The 17,561-nt window shown below is 75.3% G+C and carries 16 protein-coding genes; 10 read left to right on the top strand and 6 right to left on the bottom strand.

Translation table 11 applies throughout. From position 1 onward, the window contains the following. The first annotated feature begins 402 nt into the window (after positions 1-402). From ABZ234_RS32575 to ABZ234_RS32615, 9 genes are all read left to right on the top strand, one after another. Positions 403-1,146, top strand: coding sequence for an SDR family oxidoreductase (locus ABZ234_RS32575; RefSeq protein ID WP_355014598.1), 744 nt, complete (start codon positions 403-405; stop codon positions 1,144-1,146). Then, complete coding sequence (locus tag ABZ234_RS32580) at positions 1,143-1,667, top strand: nuclear transport factor 2 family protein (protein ID WP_355014599.1); 525 nt, start codon at positions 1,143-1,145, stop codon at positions 1,665-1,667. Before ABZ234_RS32575 ends, ABZ234_RS32580 begins: the two co-directional genes overlap by 4 nt. 327 nt (positions 1,668-1,994) lie before the next feature. Further along, positions 1,995-2,708: a response regulator gene (locus tag ABZ234_RS32585; RefSeq protein ID WP_355014600.1), complete on the top strand. Its 714-nt coding sequence runs from the start codon at positions 1,995-1,997 to the stop codon at positions 2,706-2,708. Between the two features lie 54 nt (positions 2,709-2,762). Then, positions 2,763-3,167, top strand: a complete 405-nt coding sequence (locus ABZ234_RS32590; protein ID WP_355014601.1) for a twin-arginine translocase TatA/TatE family subunit — start codon at positions 2,763-2,765, stop codon at positions 3,165-3,167. 173 nt (positions 3,168-3,340) lie between these two features. Continuing rightward, positions 3,341-3,511, top strand: a complete 171-nt coding sequence (locus ABZ234_RS32595; protein ID WP_355014602.1) for a hypothetical protein — start codon at positions 3,341-3,343, stop codon at positions 3,509-3,511. Positions 3,512-3,882: 371 nt separating this feature from the next. Further along, the gene (locus ABZ234_RS32600; protein ID WP_355014603.1) at positions 3,883-5,586 is read left to right on the top strand and encodes an ATP-binding cassette domain-containing protein; all 1,704 of its coding nucleotides are present in this window, start codon (positions 3,883-3,885) and stop codon (positions 5,584-5,586) included. Positions 5,587-5,596: 10 nt separating this feature from the next. After that, positions 5,597-5,959 (top strand): UBP-type zinc finger domain-containing protein, encoded by a 363-nt coding sequence (locus ABZ234_RS32605; RefSeq protein ID WP_344186289.1) that lies wholly within the window; start codon positions 5,597-5,599, stop codon positions 5,957-5,959. A gap of 202 nt (positions 5,960-6,161) precedes the next feature. Continuing rightward, complete coding sequence (locus tag ABZ234_RS32610) at positions 6,162-9,536, top strand: pyruvate carboxylase (RefSeq protein WP_267948748.1); 3,375 nt, start codon at positions 6,162-6,164, stop codon at positions 9,534-9,536. Between the two features lie 191 nt (positions 9,537-9,727). Next, complete coding sequence (locus tag ABZ234_RS32615; protein ID WP_355014604.1) at positions 9,728-10,573, top strand: NAD-dependent protein deacetylase; 846 nt, start codon at positions 9,728-9,730, stop codon at positions 10,571-10,573. Between the two features lie 111 nt (positions 10,574-10,684). Here the strand turns inward: ABZ234_RS32615 and ABZ234_RS32620 are convergent, their stop codons facing one another. The 5 genes from ABZ234_RS32620 to ABZ234_RS32640 form a co-directional block, all read right to left on the bottom strand. After that, positions 10,685-11,677, bottom strand: a complete 993-nt coding sequence (locus ABZ234_RS32620) for an alpha/beta hydrolase (protein WP_355014605.1) — start codon at positions 11,675-11,677, stop codon at positions 10,685-10,687. Between the two features lie 109 nt (positions 11,678-11,786). Further along, positions 11,787-12,368 carry a PadR family transcriptional regulator gene (locus ABZ234_RS32625; protein ID WP_355014606.1) on the bottom strand — a complete coding sequence of 194 codons (582 nt, stop codon included), beginning with the start codon at positions 12,366-12,368 and terminating at the stop codon, positions 11,787-11,789. A gap of 122 nt (positions 12,369-12,490) precedes the next feature. Beyond that, positions 12,491-12,868 carry a hypothetical protein gene (locus ABZ234_RS32630; RefSeq protein ID WP_355014607.1) on the bottom strand — a complete coding sequence of 126 codons (378 nt, stop codon included), beginning with the start codon at positions 12,866-12,868 and terminating at the stop codon, positions 12,491-12,493. Next, positions 12,865-13,896, bottom strand: coding sequence for a serine hydrolase domain-containing protein (locus ABZ234_RS32635; protein ID WP_355014608.1), 1,032 nt, complete (start codon positions 13,894-13,896; stop codon positions 12,865-12,867). Before ABZ234_RS32635 ends, ABZ234_RS32630 begins: the two co-directional genes overlap by 4 nt. A 56-nt stretch (positions 13,897-13,952) precedes the next feature. Next, entirely contained in the window at positions 13,953-14,486 is a 534-nt protein-coding gene (locus ABZ234_RS32640) for a winged helix-turn-helix domain-containing protein (RefSeq protein ID WP_344185480.1), read from the bottom strand. A 256-nt stretch (positions 14,487-14,742) separates the two neighbouring features. On the opposite strand from ABZ234_RS32640, the gene ABZ234_RS32645 reads away from it, so the two are divergent. Then, positions 14,743-15,252: a hypothetical protein gene (locus tag ABZ234_RS32645; RefSeq protein WP_352983439.1), complete on the top strand. Its 510-nt coding sequence runs from the start codon at positions 14,743-14,745 to the stop codon at positions 15,250-15,252. A gap of 199 nt (positions 15,253-15,451) precedes the next feature. Here ABZ234_RS32645 and ABZ234_RS32650 read toward each other — a convergent pair whose 3' ends face one another. Further along, positions 15,452-17,272, bottom strand: a complete 1,821-nt coding sequence (locus ABZ234_RS32650) for an AMP-dependent synthetase/ligase (protein ID WP_355014609.1) — start codon at positions 17,270-17,272, stop codon at positions 15,452-15,454. Positions 17,273-17,561: the final 289 nt, after the last annotated feature.

The raw sequence follows: 17,561 nt of genomic DNA on the forward strand, positions 1-17,561 counted from the left end.
TGTGGATGGGTTCTCCTTCGTTGCCTTGGCGTGAACGTTGAGTTCCAACACGCGCCGCAGCACGTCGTTGGGGGTGTCCACGAAAGGCTGCGCGCACCTCTGGAGTGCCGCGGGGCGGTCCGGCGCCTCCCGGCCGGGGCCCGGGCCGTCGGCGGGCCCCCTGGGGCGGGCTGCGCCCGAACGGTACCGGCCGGAACGGGTCGGGGCGGGGAACGCTGCCCGCGAGCGCGGGAGGACGGCCCGTGCCGGGGTGTGCCGCACCCAGGACCGCCCGGTCCGGGCGGAGCACGTCCTGGCCGGGCCCGCCCGAACGGTGGACGGTGGATCACGACGGCGCCGCCCCGGCCGCGAGGCCGGGTCGGCGCCCGTATCCGACCGACCCCCGAGAGAGGGCACACCCGTATGAACGACGCCACGCCTGTCCCCAAGAGTGTTCTGATCACCGGCGCGAGCAGCGGCATCGGCGAGGCTACCGCGCGGCGCCTCGCGGCCGACGGCCACCGCGTCTTCCTGGGCGCCCGGCGCACCGACCGCCTCACCCGCCTGGTGGACGAGCTGGCGGAGGGCGGCGCGACCGCCGCGTGCCGGCGCCTCGACGTGACCGACGCGGGCTCGGTGGACGCCTTCGTCTCCGCGGCGCGGGACGCCTTCGGCCGGGTCGACGTCCTCGTCAACAATGCCGGGGTGATGCCGCTCTCCCCGCTGTCGGCCGGCCTCACCGACGAGTGGGAGCGGATGGTCGACGTGAACGTGCGGGGCGTGCTGCACGGCATCGGCGCCGCGCTGCCGGTGATGCGGGCGCAGGGCTCCGGGCACGTGGTGAACGTGGCGTCCGTGGGCGCGTACGAGGTGTCCCCGACCGCCGCCGTCTACTGCGCGAGCAAGTTCGCCGTGCGGGCCCTGACGGAGGGGCTGCGCCAGGAGTCCGGCGGGGCGGTGCGGGTCACGCTCGTCTCGCCCGGTGTGACCGAGTCCGAGCTGGCCGACGGCATCACCGACCCCGAGGCCCGGGAGGCGATGCGGACCTACCGCGCGGTGGCCCTGCCCGCGGCGGCGGTCGCGGACGCCATCGCCTACGCGGTGTCCGCCGCACCCGGCGTCGACGTCAACGAGATCGTGCTGCGCCCGGTCGGGAGCGCGCAGTGAGCCCGGCGCGGGACGACGGGCGGCCCGGTCCCGCGGACGTGTCCGGTCTGGTGAGGCGCCTCGGCCTCCTGGAGGACCGCCTGCGCGCCCTGGAGGACCTCGCGGTCGAGGAGTCCCTGCGCGAGCTGCTGGTGCGGGGCTGGCGCGCCCTCGACACGCGGGACTGGGACGCCTGGATCGCCTGCTGGGCGGAGGACGCGGTCCTGGAGTTCGGACCGTGGGAGGCGGTGCGCGGCCGGGAGGAGATCCTGCGCACGGTGCGGGACGCGGAGGAACCGTACGCGCACATGCAGCACCACCTGCTGAACACGGCGTTCGAGGTGGCGGGCGACCGGGCGACGGGGATCGGCTACATGTGGTTCGTGGCGGTCGGCGAAGAGCCGGACCCGGGCGGGCCGTTCCAGATGGGCGGGCCCTACGACTGGGACTTCGTGCGGACGGACGCGGGGTGGCTGGTGGCGCGGCAGCGGCTCGGGGTGTGGTGGCGGGCCGGGGAGGACCCGGTGGGCGGACTGTCCTGAACGCGCCCGGGGTCGGGGCCGGGCCGCCCCGGCCCCGACCCTGACCCGGCCCGGCGTCCCCGGCGCGCCTCCGGCGCACTGCCATGACGGTGCCCCGGCGGCGCGGGCCGCCGCGCCCCCGTGCCCGCGAACGTCAGGAAGGCGTCAGGATCCCGGCCCGGACCCGCATGGAAACCGTTAGGACCCGCCCCCGCGTCCCCGGGATCCCCTTCGATGGTTCCGGCGGACCGGACGCGCCGGGCGCCGACCCGTCCCCCTCGGCTCCGGCGGGGACCGCCGGACGCGGGCCCGGCCCCGGCGGCGGGGACCCGGAACGGAAGGGGGAGGATGGAGCGGATCCCAGGGGTCCTGGTGGTCGACGACGACCTCACCGTCCGGAGGACGCTCGGCATGAACCTCCGCGCGCGGGGGTACGCGCCCCTCTACGCGGCGACCGGGGAGCAGGCGCTGGCCCTGGCCGCCGAACACCGCCCCGACGCGGTCCTCCTCGACCTGTGCCTGCCGTCTCTGGGCGGGTTGGGCGTCCTGCGGAGCCTGCGTGTGTGGAGCGAGGCCCCCGTCCTGGTGGTGTCGGGCGACGACGCGCCCGCGACCAAGGTGGAGGCGCTGGACGCGGGCGCGGACGACTATGTCACCAAGCCCTTCTCCATGGGCGAGCTCTTCGCCCGCCTGCGCTCGGTCATGCGGCGGCGGGCGGCGCCGCACCCGCCCCCTCCCCCGCTCGTCACCGCGGACTTCACCATCGACTTCCGGGCCGAGCGCGTCACCCGGCAGGGGCGGCCCGTGCCCCTGACGCCCCGGCAGTGGCGCATCGTCGAGGTGCTGGCGGCCGAGCCCGGCGCCCTGGTCGCGCGGGACAGGCTGCTGCGTGAGGTGTGGGGGCCCGGGTACGGTACCGAACACCACTACCTGCGCGTGTTCATGTCCCACATCAGGAGGCGGCTGGAACCGGATCCGCGACGGCCACGCTACTTCGTCACCGAGACGGGGTCGGGGTTCCGCTTCCTGCCGGGCGAACCGCCCGGCAGGGACCGGCGGTGAACCCGGGGCCGCCCGCCCCGGGCACGTGATCCCCACGAGGAAAGGAACGACGACATGGGTATCGGCGCACGCGAGATCATGATCCTGCTGGTGATCGCGCTGCTGCTGTTCGGCGCGAGCAGGCTGCCCGCGCTGGCGCGGTCGCTCGGGCGCAGCGCGCGGATCCTCAAGGCCGAGGCCAAGGGGCTCAGCGACGAGGGCGACCGCCCCGACGGGGAGGCGGCGGCTCCGCCCGACCCCCGGGCCGGACACGGGCAGGGGCAGCCGTCGGCGGAGCGGACCGGGCACGTCCCTCCCCACGCGCCCTCCCCGGGGTACGACCGGCCCGAGCCGCACGACCCCGGTCAGCACCCGTACCACCAGGCGCGGCCTGTCCCCCGGGCCTCCCTGGAGGGACCGGCGCACCGCCCCGAGGACGGGGAGGAGTCCCCGCAGGAGCGGCCCGCCACCGACCGCTGATCCGCGGCCGCCCCCGGCTCCGCGCGGACCGCGGGGCCGGGGGCGGGGCGGCGCGCAACCGCGACGGCACGGCGCACCCGCGTCGGCAGCGGCCCCGCGCCCGTGGTTGCCGCCGCGGCACGCGGGTAGACGGGTAGCGCCCGGGAACACACCCACCATCCCTCGGAGGCCCCGTGTTCGCCACCGCCGCCGCGGTCCTGTTCGGACTCGCCCTGCTCCTCGAACTCCTCGGGACGGGCATCCAGGACCTCGTCACCACGAGAACCCTCGCCCTCGCCGGCCTGCTGTGCCTCGCAATGCACGTGGCGGGCTACGGCTCCGGCTGGGGGCGCCGCCGCCGGTGACCCCGCCGGGCCGCCGGGCCACCGGTCCGGCGGCCCCGCCCCGGCGTCCGCCGGACCCGCGCACACGCCACGGGGAAACACGGTTTACTCCGGGGCGGTCCATCCCCTAGAGTGGCCCACGTCCTGTTGTCGACGACAGAGGTGGACGTTGCGCATCTGAGGTTCGCGATCACCACGCGGTACGGCCCGGCCCGTACACCGGTCACACCCCGACTGGCTTCCACGCCGTCCGTGACCCCGCGTGCTTGCGACCTCGGCGCAGGACGTCCCCGATGCTCCCGGGACACCTCCCGTCTCCTCAGACGCGGCCGCCGCGTGGTGCTCGCCCACGAAGCCATCCCTTCACAGCGCTTGCGACCGCGAGGAACACCATGCCGAGTACGCCTGCCACCGGCGTCTCCCTGACCTGCTCCGCCCTCTCCTTCCGTTGGGCGGACGGCACACCCGTCTTCGACGGGCTCTCACTCTCCGTCGGCCGGGGCCGCACCGGTCTCGTCGGGGCCAACGGCTCCGGCAAGTCCACCCTGCTGCGGCTGCTCGCCGGCCGGCTGCGCCCGGCCGGGGGCTCGGTGACCGCGAGCGGCAGCCTGGCCTACCTTCCGCAGGACATCACCCTGGACACGTCGCTGCGCGTCGACCAGGCCCTCGGCATCGCCGAGCGGCGCGCCGCCCTGCACGCCATCGAGGCCGGGGACGCGGCCGAGGCGCACTTCGACGCGGTCGGCGACGACTGGGACGTCGAGGAGCGGACCCTGGCCACCCTGGGCTCGCTCGGCCTGGGACACGTCGAGCTGGACCGCACCGTGGGGCAGATGTCCGGCGGGGAGACCGTCCTGCTGCGCCTGGCCGCCCTGCTGCTGGAGCGCCCCGACATCCTCCTCCTGGACGAGCCCACCAACAACCTCGACGTGTTCGCCCGCCGCAGGCTGTACGAGGCCGTCGACGACTGGCGCTCCGGGGTGCTGGTCGTGGTGAGCCACGACCGGGAGCTGCTGGAGCGCGTGGACCGCGTCGCCGAGCTGCGGGCGGGCTCGGTCACCTGGTACGGGGGCAACCTGTCCGCGTACGAGGAGGCGCTGGCCACCCAGCAGGAGGCGGCGGAGCGGACCCTGCGGGCCGCCGACGCGGACGTGCGCAGGCAGAAGCGCGAGCTGGAGGAGACCCGGATGAAACTGGCCCGCCGCCAGCGCAACAGCAAGCGCCTGGACGACCGGGGCGGCATCCCCAAGATCATCGCGGGAGGTCTCAAGAGGTCCGCGCAGGAGTCCGCGGGCAAGCTGCGCGGCGTGCACGAGGAGCGCCTCGACGAGGCGCGCGAGCGGCGGGAGGAGGCGGCGGACGCGGTCCGCGACGACGCGGAGATCAGGGTGGACCTCCCGCACACCGCCGTGCCCGGGAGCCGCGTGGTCCTGCGGGCCCGGGGGCTGTCCCTGCCGCACGGCAGCCTGCGGGAGGGGGACCTGGAGCTGCGCGGCCCCGAGCGCGTCGCGCTGATCGGACGCAACGGGGCGGGGAAGACCACGCTGCTGCGCACGCTCTCCGGCCTGCTGGAGCCCTCCTCCGGCGAGGCAGAGGCGTTCGTGCCCCTGCGGTTCCTGCCGCAGCGCCTGGACGTGCTCGACGAGGAGCTGAGCGTGGTGGAGAACGTGTCGCGCCTGGCGCCGGGGGTCACCGACCAGCACATCCGGTCCCAGCTCGCGCGGTTCCTTTTCAAGGGCAAGCGCGCCGAGCAGCCCGCGGGCACCCTCTCGGGAGGGGAGCGCTTCCGCGCCGCCCTCGCCGCGACGATGCTCGCCGCGCCCGCCCCGCAGCTGGTCATGCTGGACGAGCCGACCAACAACCTCGACATGGCCAGCGTGCGGCAGCTCTCGGGAGCGCTCGAATCCTACGAGGGCGCGCTCGTGGTCGCCAGCCACAACCTGCCGTTCCTGGAGTCGATCGGCATCACCCGCTGGCTGCTCCTGGACGAGGAGCTGCGGGAGACCACCGCCGAGGGGGTGCGCGGGGCGCTGGCCGCGGAGGAGCGGTCCCGGCCGGTCAGCGGGTCGCGTTCGGATCCGGGCTCCGGTGAGTAGCGTGGTCGCCATGAGCAACGGAGAGAGCGCTGTTCCCGAGATCGACCCGTCCGTCCCGCCGAGCGGGACCGGCTGCCAGGAGTGCCTCGAGGGCGGGGGGTGGTGGGTGCACCTGCGCCGGTGCGCCGCCTGCGGGCACGTCGGCTGCTGCGACTCCTCGCCCGGGCGGCACGCCACGCGCCACCACGAGGGCACCGGGCACCCGATCATCCAGAGCTTCGAGCCGGGCGAGGACTGGTTCTTCGACTTCCGGGGGCAGCAGATGGCGATCGGCCCGGAGCTGGCCCCGCCGAGCAGCCACCCGTCGGACCAGCCCGTTCCCGGACCGGAGGGGCGGGTCCCGCCCGACTGGACGGAGCGCGTCAACCCCTGAGGCCGGGGCGGGCGGGCCCCGGCCGCCGCACCGGCGGGCGCCGGCGGGGTGGCCCGCCGGCCCCGCGAAGGGCGCACCCCAGGTGGCGGCCGGGCCCCGCCGTGTGGCTAGGGTGCCCGTGATCCACCCTCCCGTGGGCCCCGGCAACGGCGCCGGACCATGCGCCCCGGCATCACACCTGAAAGATCAGGAGGAACCCGGCATGTTCCGCAAAGTGCTCGTGGCCAACCGGGGCGAGATCGCCATCCGCGCCCTCCGCGCCGGATACGAACTCGGCGCCCGCACCGTCGCCGTCTTCCCCCACGAGGACCGCAACTCGCTCCACCGGCTCAAGGCCGACGAGGCCTACCAGATCGGCGAGCCCGGCCACCCGGTCCGCGCCTACCTCTCCGTGGACGAGATCGTCCGCGCCGCCCGTGAGGCCGGGGCGGACGCCGTCTACCCCGGCTACGGCTTCCTGTCCGAGAACCCCGAGCTCGCCCGCTCCTGCGAGAGGGCCGGGATCACCTTCGTCGGTCCCCCCGCCGACGTGCTGGACCTGACCGGCAACAAGGCGAGCGCCGTGGCCGCGGCGAGGGCCGCGGGCGTCCCCGTCCTGGAGTCCAGCGAACCGTCCTCCGACGTGGACGAACTCGTGGCCGCCGCCGAGGGGATCGGCTTCCCGCTGTTCGTCAAGGCCGTCGCGGGCGGCGGCGGGCGCGGCATGCGCCGCGTCCCGGACGCCGGGCGGCTGCGCGAGTCGGTCGAGGCCGCGATGCGCGAGGCCACCACCGCGTTCGGGGACGCCACGGTGTTCCTGGAGAGGGCCGTGGTGAACCCCCGCCACATCGAGGTGCAGATCCTCGCCGACGGCAGCGGCGGCGTCGTCCACCTCTACGAGCGCGACTGCTCGCTCCAGCGGCGCCACCAGAAGGTCATCGAGCTCGCCCCCGCGCCCAACCTCGACCCCGGCCTGCGGGACCGCATCTGCGCCGACGCCGTGCGCTTCGCCCGGGAGATCGGCTACCGCAACGCGGGCACGGTCGAGTTCCTGGTCGGCGAGGACGGCAGCCACGTCTTCATCGAGATGAACCCGCGCATCCAGGTCGAGCACACGGTGACGGAGGAGGTCACCGACGTCGACCTGGTCCAGGCCCAGCTGAGGATCGCCTCCGGCGAGACCCTGGACGACCTCGGCATCGCCCAGGAGACCGTCTACCTGCGCGGCGCCGCGCTCCAGTGCCGCATCACCACCGAGGACCCGGCCAACGGCTTCCGCCCCGACACGGGCATCATCAGCGCCTACCGCTCCCCCGGCGGCTCGGGCATCCGCCTGGACGGCGGCACCTCGGCTGCGGGGACCGAGATCAGCCCCCACTTCGACTCCCTGCTGGTCAAGCTGACCTGCCGCGGCCGGGACCTGGCCACGGCGGTGAGCCGGGCCCGGAGGGCCGTGGCCGAGTTCCGCATCCGCGGCATCGCCACCAACATCCCCTTCCTCCAGGCGGTGCTGGAGGACCCCGACTTCCAGGCCGGGAGGGCCACCACCTCCTTCATCGAGGAGCGGCCGCAGCTGCTGACCGCCCGGCCCTCCGCCGACCGCGGCACCCGGCTGCTCACCTACCTGGCCGACGTGACCGTGAACAAGCCGCACGGGGAGCGCCCGCACCTGGTGGACCCGGCCACGAAGCTGCCGGCGCTGCCCGCGGGCTCCCCGCCCCCGGGGACGCGCCAGCGCCTGGCCGAGCTGGGGCCGGAGGGGTTCTCGCGCTGGCTGCGCGACTCGCCGCGCCTGGGGGTCACCGACACGACGTTCCGGGACGCCCACCAGTCCCTGCTGGCCACCCGGGTCCGCACCAGGGACCTGCTCGCTGTGGCGCCCGCGGTCGCGCACACCATGCCCGAACTGCTGTCCCTGGAGGCCTGGGGCGGCGCCACCTACGACGTGGCCCTGCGCTTCCTGGCCGAGGACCCCTGGGAGCGGCTGGCCGCGCTCCGCGAGGCCGTGCCCAACATCTGCCTCCAGATGCTGCTGCGCGGGCGCAACACCGTGGGCTACACCCCCTACCCGACCGAGGTGACCGACGCCTTCGTCAGGGAGGCCGCCGCCACGGGCGTGGACATCTTCCGCATCTTCGACGCCCTCAACGACGTCGAGCAGATGCGCCCGGCCATCGAGGCGGTACGCGCGACCGGCACCGGGGTCGCGGAGGTGGCGCTGTGCTACACCTCCGACCTGTCCGACCCCTCGGAGAAGCTGTACACGCTGGACTACTACCTGAGGCTCGCCGAGCGGATCGTCGCCGCGGGCGCGCACGTGATCGCGGTCAAGGACATGGCCGGGCTGCTGCGCGCCCCGGCCGCGGCACGGCTGGTCTCGGCCCTGCGCCGTGAGTTCGAGCTGCCGGTGCACGTCCACACGCACGACACGACGGGCGGCCAGCTGGCCACCTACCTCGCGGCGGTCGACGCGGGCGCGGACGCCGTGGACGGAGCCGTGTCGTCGATGGCGGGCACGACCTCGCAGCCGTCGCTGTCGGCCGTCGTGGCCGCCTTCGACCACACCGGGCGCGCCACCGGCCTGAGCCTGGACGCGGTCAACGAGATGGAGCCGTACTGGGAGGCCGTGCGCCGGGTCTACGCGCCCTTCGAGGCCGGGCTGACCTCGCCGACGGGGCGGGTCTACCACCACGAGATCCCGGGCGGCCAGCTGTCCAACCTGCGCACCCAGGCGGTCGCGCTGGGGCTGGGAGACCACTTCGAGGACGTGGAGGCGATGTACGCCGCCGCCGACCGGATGCTCGGCCACCTCGTGAAGGTCACGCCCTCCTCCAAGGTGGTGGGCGACCTGGCCCTGCACCTGGTCGGCGCCGGGGTGGACCCGGCCGACTTCGAGGCCGATCCGGGCAGGTTCGACGTGCCGGACTCGGTGGTCGGGTTCCTGCGCGGTGAGCTGGGCGTCCCGCCCGGCGGCTGGCCCGAGCCCTTCCGCACGCGGGCCCTGGCCGGCCGCGCGGAGGCGCGCCCCGTGGCGGAGCTGACCGAGGAGGACAGGGCCGGTCTGGCCGAGAACACCCGGGCGACGCTCAACCGGCTGCTGTTCCCCGGCCCGACCAGGGAGTTCGAGGAGCACCGCGACGCCTACGGCGACACCAGCGTGCTGTCCAGCGCGGACTTCTTCTACGGCCTGCGCGCCGGGGAGGAGCACTCGGTCGACCTGTCACCGGGCGTGCGGCTCCTGATCGAGCTGGAGGCCCTGGGCGAGGCCGACGAGCGCGGGGTGCGCACGGTGATGGCGACCCTCAACGACCAGTTGCGGCCGCTCCAGATCCGGGACCGGGCGCTGGCGTCGAAGGTGCGCACGGCGGAGAAGGCGAACAGGTCCGACGCGGGGCACGTCGCCGCTCCCTTCGCGGGCGTGGTCACGCTGGCCGTCGCCGAGGGCGACGAGGTCGAGGCCGGTGCGACGGTGGCCACCATCGAGGCGATGAAGATGGAGGCCTCGATCACCGCGCCGAAGGCGGGGACCGTGTCCCGTCTGGCGATCGACACCGTGGCCCGGGTGGAGGGCGGCGACCTGCTGGTCTGCCTCGCCTGACCCCGGCGCCGGGCCGCCCGCACGGCGGCCCGGCGCCGGGGGCCGGGGGCCGGGGGCCTCCGAGGCCGCAAGGCTCCCCGCCGCCCGGACCGGGGCGGCGGGGTTCGGGACGGCGCCCGCGGGGACGCGCGGGCGGCCGGAGCCGGTCGGCCGGTCGGGGTCCGCTCCGGCCGGCCGCGTACCCTCGAAGCGTGACGACAACACTCGATTCCGTCGACCCCGGGGTCGCGGCGGCCCGGATGCGCGAGGTCCTGGGCCCGGGCCCGGTGGTCGCGCTGACCGGGGCGGGTGTCTCCACGGACTCCGGGATCCCCGACTACCGTGGCCCCGGTTCCCCGCCGCGCAAGCCGATGACGTACCAGCAGTTCGTCGGCGACGCCGCGTTCCGCCGCCACTACTGGGCCCGCAACCACGTCGGCTGGCGCCACGTGCACCGCACCCGGCCCAACGACGGGCACCGGGCGCTGGCCGACCTGGAGGCGGCGGGCGCGGTGTCCGCCGTCATCACGCAGAACGTGGACACCCTGCACGAGGCGGCGGGCAGCCGGAGGGTGATCGACCTGCACGGCCGCTACGACCGGGTGGTCTGCCTGGGCTGCTCCGAGGTCGTCAGCCGGGCGAGCCTGGCCGAGCGCCTCTCGGCCCTGAACCCCGGCTTCGCGGACGGCGTCGCCGACGTCGAGGTGGCGCCGGACGCGGACGCGGTCCTCGCGTCCACCGAGGGGTTCCGGGTGGCCGACTGCGGGGCCTGCGGGGGCATGCTCAAGCCGGACATCGTGTACTTCGGCGAGAACGTGCCCAAGCCGCGTGTGATGGAGGGCTACCGACTCGTGGACGACGCGTCGGCCCTGCTGGTGGCGGGTTCGTCGCTGACGGTCTTCTCGGGGCGCAGGTACGTCAAGCGCGCCGTCGAGCAGGGCAAGCCGGTGGTGATCCTGAACAGGGGGGAGACCCGTGCGGACGGCGTGGCCGCGCTCACGGTGGACGCGGGCTGCTCCCAGGTCCTGCGCTCCCTCGCCGGCGCCTACACCGCCTGACCCGCCCCCGGGGCCGGGACGGCGCCCGCCGCCGTGGCGTGCCCGCCCCGGAGCCGCCGGGCGCCGCGCCCTCGCCGCCCCGGCCGCTCCTTCGGGCCGGGAGGGCGCCGGCTACTCCGCCCCGCCCTCCGCCTCGACGTGGGCGAGGAAGTCCAGGAGGGCCGCGTTGACCTCGTCCGGCCGCTCCTGCTGCGTCCAGTGGCCGCAGCCGGGCAGGGTGACGTCCGCGTGCAGCCGGGGGGCGATCAGGGGCAGGACCTCCCGCAGCTCCGGGATCCCCCGCATGACGGTCACCAGGTCCATGTCCCCCACCATGTAGAGCGCGGGGACGTCGATGCCGCGCCCCTGGAAGGGGGCCATGAGCTCCTGGTTGCGCTCGGTGTTGCGGTACCAGTCGAGCCCGCCGGTGAAGGCCCGGGCCCCGTGCGCCGCGTGGTCGCGGGCGAAGGCCGCCACGTCCTCCTCGGTGAGCCAGGAGGGCAGCTCGTCCGCCGGCGGCAGGGCGTCCAGGAGCGTCCCGCCCTCCGGGACCATCCACAGGCGGGGCTCGTCCGTCTCGGGGTTGTCGCCGGAGGCGCCGACCAGGATGCGGCGCATGAACGAGGCGATATCGGCGGCCAGTTCGGCGTCGGCGCGCCCGGGCTCCTGGAAGTAGACCTGGTAGAAGCCCTCCCCGTACATGTGGCGGTTGGCCGAGGGCGTGGGCATCATCGCGGGCGGGAACGGCGGGACGCTCAGTCCCGCGACGCCGCGGACGAGGTCGGGCCGCATCATGGCGGTGGCCCAGGCCACGGGGGCGCCCCAGTCGTGTCCGACGAGGACGGCCTCCTTCTCGCCGAGCGCGGCGATCAGGCCGACGACGTCGCCGACCAGGTGCGGCAGCGTGTAGGCGGCGACGTCCTCGGGCCGGTCGCTGCGGGCGTAGCCGCGCTGGTCGGGGGCGACCACCCTGTACCCGGCCCCGACGAGCGGGTCGAACTGGTGGCGCCAGGAGTACCAGGTCTCGGGGAAGCCGTGCAGGAGCAGCACGAGCGGGCCGCTCCCCTGCTCGGCGACGTGCAGCCGTATCCCGTTGACCTCGATGTCCCTGTGTTCGACGTTCATCGTGTGCTCCTCGGTGCCGTGGGCAACAGTGCTGGACACGCTATCCCAGGCGCGGCAGGCCTTCCCGGCCCCCTGAGGGGGGCGGGAGGCGGTGCCGTGGGCCGCGGGGTCAGCCCGTGGCGGGGCTCCCGTCCACGGCGGCGGCCCGGCGGTCGAGGAGGGACAGCACCCTCTCCCCCCAGAGGATGTTCTCCTCCTCCAGGGAGATCCCGCCCAGGAGGGTGAGGTAGGGGCCGATCCGCTCGGCGCGGGCGACGTGCTCGTCCTCGGTGCGCCCGTCGAGGAGTCGCAGGCGCAGGCGTTCGTAGCGGGCCAGCTTGCCGCGCGCCCACGCGACCCGCTCGGCGACGGAGGCGCGGACGGCGTCCGCGTCGCCCGCGTCCACCGCTTGGAGCTGGACGAGGAGTTCGTCGCGCATCGCGGCGGGGCGGGGACTGCGCTCCGTGTACTCGCGCAGTGCCCGGTACCCGGCGGCGGTCAGGGAGAAGACCCGCTTGTCGGGGCGCCTCTCCTGGCGGACGACGACGGCGTCGATCAGCCCGTCCGCCTCCATCCGGTCCAGCTCGCGGTAGAGCTGCTGGGGGGTGGCCATCCAGAAGTTGGCCACGGAGGCGTCGAAGTTCTTCGCCAGGTCGTATCCGGACGCCGCGCCGTCCAGCAGCGCGGCCATCACAGCGTTGCGCAGTGCCATCCGGGCAGCATAGCCCTTCGATGGTCAACGATGCGTGTAGACAACTCGTTGTCCTGCGCGGGCGGCCCCGGCAGGTCGTGGACCGGCCTGTCCACACCGCGGTCCGGCGCTCACGTCCCGGCTCACACGAGCACCACGAGGGCGAGCCCGAGCACGAGGAGGACCGCGCCGCCGGCCGCGGAGGCCCTGCGCGTGCCGGCCGCCCCGTCCTCGCCGTGCCGGGGCAGCTCCGGCCAGCGGAGCGCCGCGCCGGACAGCGCCGCCGCCACCGGGAGGACCACCAGCCACCACAGGGCCCCGGGCAGGTGGCCCCACTGCACGAAGACGAGGAGCAGGAGGGCCGTCGCGGCGAGGTGGAGCGCACGGGACAGGGCGTCCCAGCGGTCCGCGAAGCGGAGGCGGCCCCTGCCGCGCCAGCCGCGGAGCGCGATCAGCGCGGCGTCCAGCGCGAGCCAGGAGACGAGGGCGACGCCGACGACGACGGGGAGCCAGGCGGTCACGCGTCCTCCAGGAGCAGGGTGATGCCGATGTCGTCCACCGGCAGGGAGGAATCGGCCAGGACGACGACCGCCCGGCCTCCCTCCCGGTCCAGGGCGAACATCGAGGAGAAGCCGCCGGTGCCTCCGTTGTGCCAGGTCACCGCGGTTCCGTCGTGGTCGTCGATCCACCAGCCGAGGCCGACCTCGCCGCCGTCCCCCGCGTCCCAGCGCGGTTCCATGGCGTCGGCGCCGGGGGCGGCCCCCTCCAGCAGGGCGCGGGCCAGGAGCTCCATGTCCCCGGGGGTGGACCGCACGCCGCCCATCGGGGCGTAGGCGTGGGAGGTCCACGGATCGGCGGTGCGCCCCCGGGCCCCGTGTCCGACGGACGCGTCCTCGGGGAGGCCGTCCGGGGTGACGGGCAGCGTGGTCGCGTCCATGCCCACCGGCTCGAGGAGCCGCTCCCGCAACAGGGTGCGGTAGTCGGTCCCCGCGGCCTCGGCCACGGCCTGGCCGAGGACGGCCGCACCCATGTTGGAGTAGGCGACCTCGCCGCGGCCCTCCGTCCCGGCCGCGGCGACCTGGGCGACGAGCGCGGCCCGGTCGGCCCGGTAGGGATCGCTCCCCCGGTAGGCCGCGACGGCCGTGCCGACGCTCTCGGCGAGGCCCGTGGGGAGGCGGGGCAGGCCGGAGCGGTGGCTCGCCAGCTCCGCGAGGGTGACCGACGCGGCGGGCGCGTCCCCCAGGTCGAGGATCGCGCCGAGTTCGGTGTCCTCGGCGACCTCGCCCCTCTCCACGGCGTCGGCCAGGAGAAGGGCGGTCATGCCCTTGGTCACCGAGCCGATCTCGTAGACGGTGCCGCCGTCGGCGCCGAAGTGGGCGACGCGGGTCCGGCCTCCGTCGATCACCACGACGCTGGCGCGCTCGCGCGCGTCCGCGGCCAGCAGGGGGCGGGCCCGGTCGAGCAGGCCGGGGTCCCCCGACTCCCGGTCCGACAGGGACGGGACCTGCGGACGCGCGGCGAATCCGAGCAGCAGGACCAGGACGGCCACGGCGCAGGCGGCCGCGACGCCGGGCCCGCGCCCCGCCGCGCCCCCTCCCGCGGCGTTCAGGAGGCACCGCCCGCGGCGGTGAGGACGGCCAGCAGGGGGACGACCCGCTCCGGGGGGACGATGTAGTGCCCGCGCCGGACGGTGGTGAGCCACCCGGCCGCCACGAGCAGGTTGACGTGGTGGTAGATCTGGCCGGTGGTGCCGAAGCCGGAGAGCTCGGCCAGGCCGGCCACGGTCCCCGTGCCCTCCCAGACGGCGTGCAGCAGGTGGAGCCGGACGGGGTGGCCCAGGGCGTCGAGGACGGCGGCCGCGCGGGACCAGTCGGCCCCGGCCAGCCGGTCCACGGGCAGGCCCTGCTGCCACTCGATGGCGTCCTCGCCGTCCCCGTCCCGGACGATGCCGGCGAAGACCACGGCCCCCCGCCCCGCGGCGTGCCCCCGGAGCGCCTCCAGGGCGAAGAACGCTCCCCCGGGCGCCCCTTCCGCGCCCCCGCCTCCCCCGGGCGGCGCGGGCGCCGCCTCGGCCCGGCCCTCCAGTTCGGCGACCCGGGCCTCCAGGTCGGCCAGACGCTGCTCGGTCGTTCGGTCCACCACGCCCCCAGGTAATTCGAAATTCCGTAACTACGTAAAAACTACCTTACCCCTGTAGGGAACGCGTCCGGACCCACCCCTCGGCGACACGGGAGATTTGCCCTATCGGGTACGAACAGTGAGATACCGATGACCGGCAGGGGCTGATCATGGAGGGGCGGCGCGCGACCCGCGCACACGCCAGGGACACCCGAGGGGCCGCCCCTGCCCGGACCGGCACCACCCCGGGCGCCCGGGCGGCCGGTGAGGAGCCGACATGCGGACAGAGGCAGCCAACGGCTGGCAGTTCTTCGTCGCCACACTCTTGATCGTCATCGGGGCGGTCAACATCATCCAGGGGATGGTGGCGCTGTTCTCCCCCGACTTCTACATCGCCACGGGCACGGACATGCTCTTCCTCGAGTACGGGTCCTGGGGCGTCCTGCTCGGGCTGTGGGGCGTTGTCATGGTCGCCGCAGGCGTCGCCGTGCTGTCCGGCCGCACCTGGGCGCGGGTGTTCGGCATCGTCCTCGCCTCCCTGAACGCCCTCGCGCAGCTGGCCTTCGTGGTGGCCATGCCCCTGTGGTCGATGGTGGCCATCGCCGTGGACATCCTGGTGATCTACGGGCTGACCGCGGGCTGGCCGACCCGGGCGGGGGACGCGTCCCCGCAGTCCGACGAGGCCGTCTACCGCAGCGGCTACCGGGCGTCCCACGAGGCGCCGCGCCCGACGCGTTCGCCGGAGCAGCGCACCGGCGGGCAGCAGACCACGGGCCAGGGCTCCTGACCTCGGCCGCGACCGCCCCCGTTCCGCGGACGGGGGCGGTTCCGCGCGTCCGCGCCCGCTGCCGGAGGAGGCGGGCACACGCTCCCGGGCGCGACCCCCGGGGAGCGGTCCCCTCGGCCGCGCTCGGAGCGGTCGGCCCCGGGCCGGCGGCCCCCGTCCCCCGCCCCGGGAGGGCGCGGCCCGGGGCGCGCCCGCCGGCTCAGTCCCCGTACAGCGCCGCCAGCGCGTCACCGTACCTCTCCCGGACGACCCGCCGCCGGAGCTTGAGCGACGGCGTCAGCTCACCGGTGTCCGGCCCCCACTCCTCGGCGAGCGACCGGTGGGACTTGACCTGCTCGGCCCGGTTGAGCCGCCTGTTGGCCGCCTCGACCGCGCGCCCCAGCTCCGCCGCCACCTCCGGGTGGGCGGCCAGCGCCTCCCAGTCCCCGCCGGTGTCGATGCCCCGCGCCTCGGCCCACACCGGAGCCGTCTCGCGGTCCAGCACGAGCAGCGCCACGAGGTAGGGCCGCCGGTCGCCGTGGGCGTACGCCTGGCCGATCAGCGGGTGCTCCTTCAGCGTGTTCTCCACGAGGGCCGGCGAGATGTTCTTGCCGTTGGAGGTGACGATCAGCTCCTTCTTGCGGTCGGTGATCCACAGGTAGCCGTCCTCGTCCAGGCGCCCCACGTCGCCGGTGGCGAACCACCCGTCGGCGTCGGCGGCGGGCAGGATCCGCCCGTCCGGCCCCAGGTAGCCGCCGAACACCGACTCCCCCCGCAGCAGGATCTCGCCGTCGTCGGCGAGGCGCAGCTCCACACTGTCGATGGGGCGGCCCACCGAACCCAGCCGGAACCCCGAGGAGGGGGCGTTGGCCGTGGCCACGCCCACGGACTCGGTCAGCCCCCAGGCGTCCATGACCAGGATCCCCAGGCCCGCCCAGAACCGCACGACGTCCATCGGCATGGGCGCCGACGCGCTCGACGCCCAGACGACCCGGTCCAGGCCGACCCCGGCCAGCAGGGGCCGGAAGACCTGTGCCCGGGCCTCGTCGAAGCGCTCCTGGAGTTCGGCGGGCACACGGCCGCCCCGCTCCCGCACCTCCGCGTGCTCGGTGGCGACGGCCATCGCCGCCTCCACCGCGGCGCGCCCCTCCGCCGGCAGCCGGGCGATCCCCGCCCGCAGGGCCGACGCCAGCTTCTCCCACACCCGCGGGACGCCGAAGAACTGGGGCGGGCGCACCGCCCGGAGGACGCCCACCACGTCCCCCGGGTCCGGGCACATCCACACGTGGGAGGCGCGCAGCACCGGGAGGTAGATGCCGAGGACCCGCTCGGCGATGTGGGCCAGCGGGAGGTAGCAGATGTGGTCGGGGAACTCCGGCAGGTCCACGACCGCGTCCAGGGCGGCGGCGTTGGCGAGCATGCCGCTGTGGGTGATCGCCACGCCCTTCGGGTCCCCGGTCGTCCCCGACGTGTAGAGGACGGTGAGCAGGTCGTCGGGGGCCAGGTCCCGCCACCGTCCGAACGCGGCGCCGGCCGGGGCGCCGAGCAGGTCCCCGTAGGGGGTGTGGCCGCGCCCGGTGTCGGCCCCCTCGACCACGACCAGGGTCGCCAGGGGCGTGTCGGGGTCGGCGACCAGGTGCTCCCAGGCGGCCGCGGTCGCGGCGCTCTCGACCACCGCGAGACGGGCCCGGCTGTGCCGGACGATGTGGGCCACCTGTTCCGGCGCGGCGGTGTTGTAGACGGAGGTGGGGACGGCGCCCGCGTGGACCACGGCGAGGTCGCAGAGCCAGTGCTCCGGCCGGTTGCCCATCATCAGCAGGACGTGGTCGCCGGGTTCGACGCCGTGGGCGGCGAAGCCCTCGGTGAGCTCGCCGACCCGGTCGCGGACCTGGGACCAGGTGAGCGTGGACCACCCGGGGGATCCGGCCGGGGCTCCGGTTCCGGTTCCGCGCCAGGACAGCGCGGGCGCTTCGGGGTGCTCGGCCGCGGTGCGCGCGAGCAGGCTCGGAAGGGTTCGGCCGGTGGGGACAGTGGGGGGCATGCGTGCTCCTGGCGGTCGTCCTGACACTGTGACCTGAAACACGCCGGACTTTATCATTTTCCCTGCCGCGCGGATATTCTCCTTCGCCCTTTGTTTTTCCGATAACAGCGCGGATGAAAAGGCCGTTCCGCCCCCGGGCGACACGGCCGGGAGTGCGGGAAATACGCAGGTGGAAGCGGGGCGAGAGGGGGTTCGGGCGCGGTCCGGGCCCTTCCGCGGAAGGGCCCGGACCGCGCGGCCGGGGCCCGCCGCCCCGGGCCCCCCCCCCGGCACGAAGCGGGCGGGGGGA

Origin of the sequence: Nocardiopsis sp. NPDC006198 (assembly GCF_040613895.1) — a bacterium.
Taxonomy (GTDB): Bacteria; Actinomycetota; Actinomycetes; order Streptosporangiales; family Streptosporangiaceae; genus Nocardiopsis; species Nocardiopsis tropica.

Coding starts and splice junctions, on each gene's coding strand:
- ABZ234_RS32575 (WP_355014598.1), top strand. CDS start 403: ATGAACGACGCCACGCCTGTCCCCAAGAGTGTTCTGATCACCGGCGCG.
- ABZ234_RS32585 (WP_355014600.1), top strand. CDS start 1,995: ATGGAGCGGATCCCAGGGGTCCTGGTGGTCGACGACGACCTCACCGTC.
- ABZ234_RS32590 (WP_355014601.1), top strand. CDS start 2,763: ATGGGTATCGGCGCACGCGAGATCATGATCCTGCTGGTGATCGCGCTG.
- ABZ234_RS32600 (WP_355014603.1), top strand. CDS start 3,883: ATGCCGAGTACGCCTGCCACCGGCGTCTCCCTGACCTGCTCCGCCCTC.
- ABZ234_RS32605 (WP_344186289.1), top strand. CDS start 5,597: ATGAGCAACGGAGAGAGCGCTGTTCCCGAGATCGACCCGTCCGTCCCG.
- ABZ234_RS32610 (WP_267948748.1), top strand. CDS start 6,162: ATGTTCCGCAAAGTGCTCGTGGCCAACCGGGGCGAGATCGCCATCCGC.
- ABZ234_RS32620 (WP_355014605.1), bottom strand. CDS start 11,677: ATGAACGTCGAACACAGGGACATCGAGGTCAACGGGATACGGCTGCAC.
- ABZ234_RS32625 (WP_355014606.1), bottom strand. CDS start 12,368: ATGGCACTGCGCAACGCTGTGATGGCCGCGCTGCTGGACGGCGCGGCG.
- ABZ234_RS32645 (WP_352983439.1), top strand. CDS start 14,743: ATGCGGACAGAGGCAGCCAACGGCTGGCAGTTCTTCGTCGCCACACTC.
- ABZ234_RS32650 (WP_355014609.1), bottom strand. CDS start 17,272: ATGCCCCCCACTGTCCCCACCGGCCGAACCCTTCCGAGCCTGCTCGCG.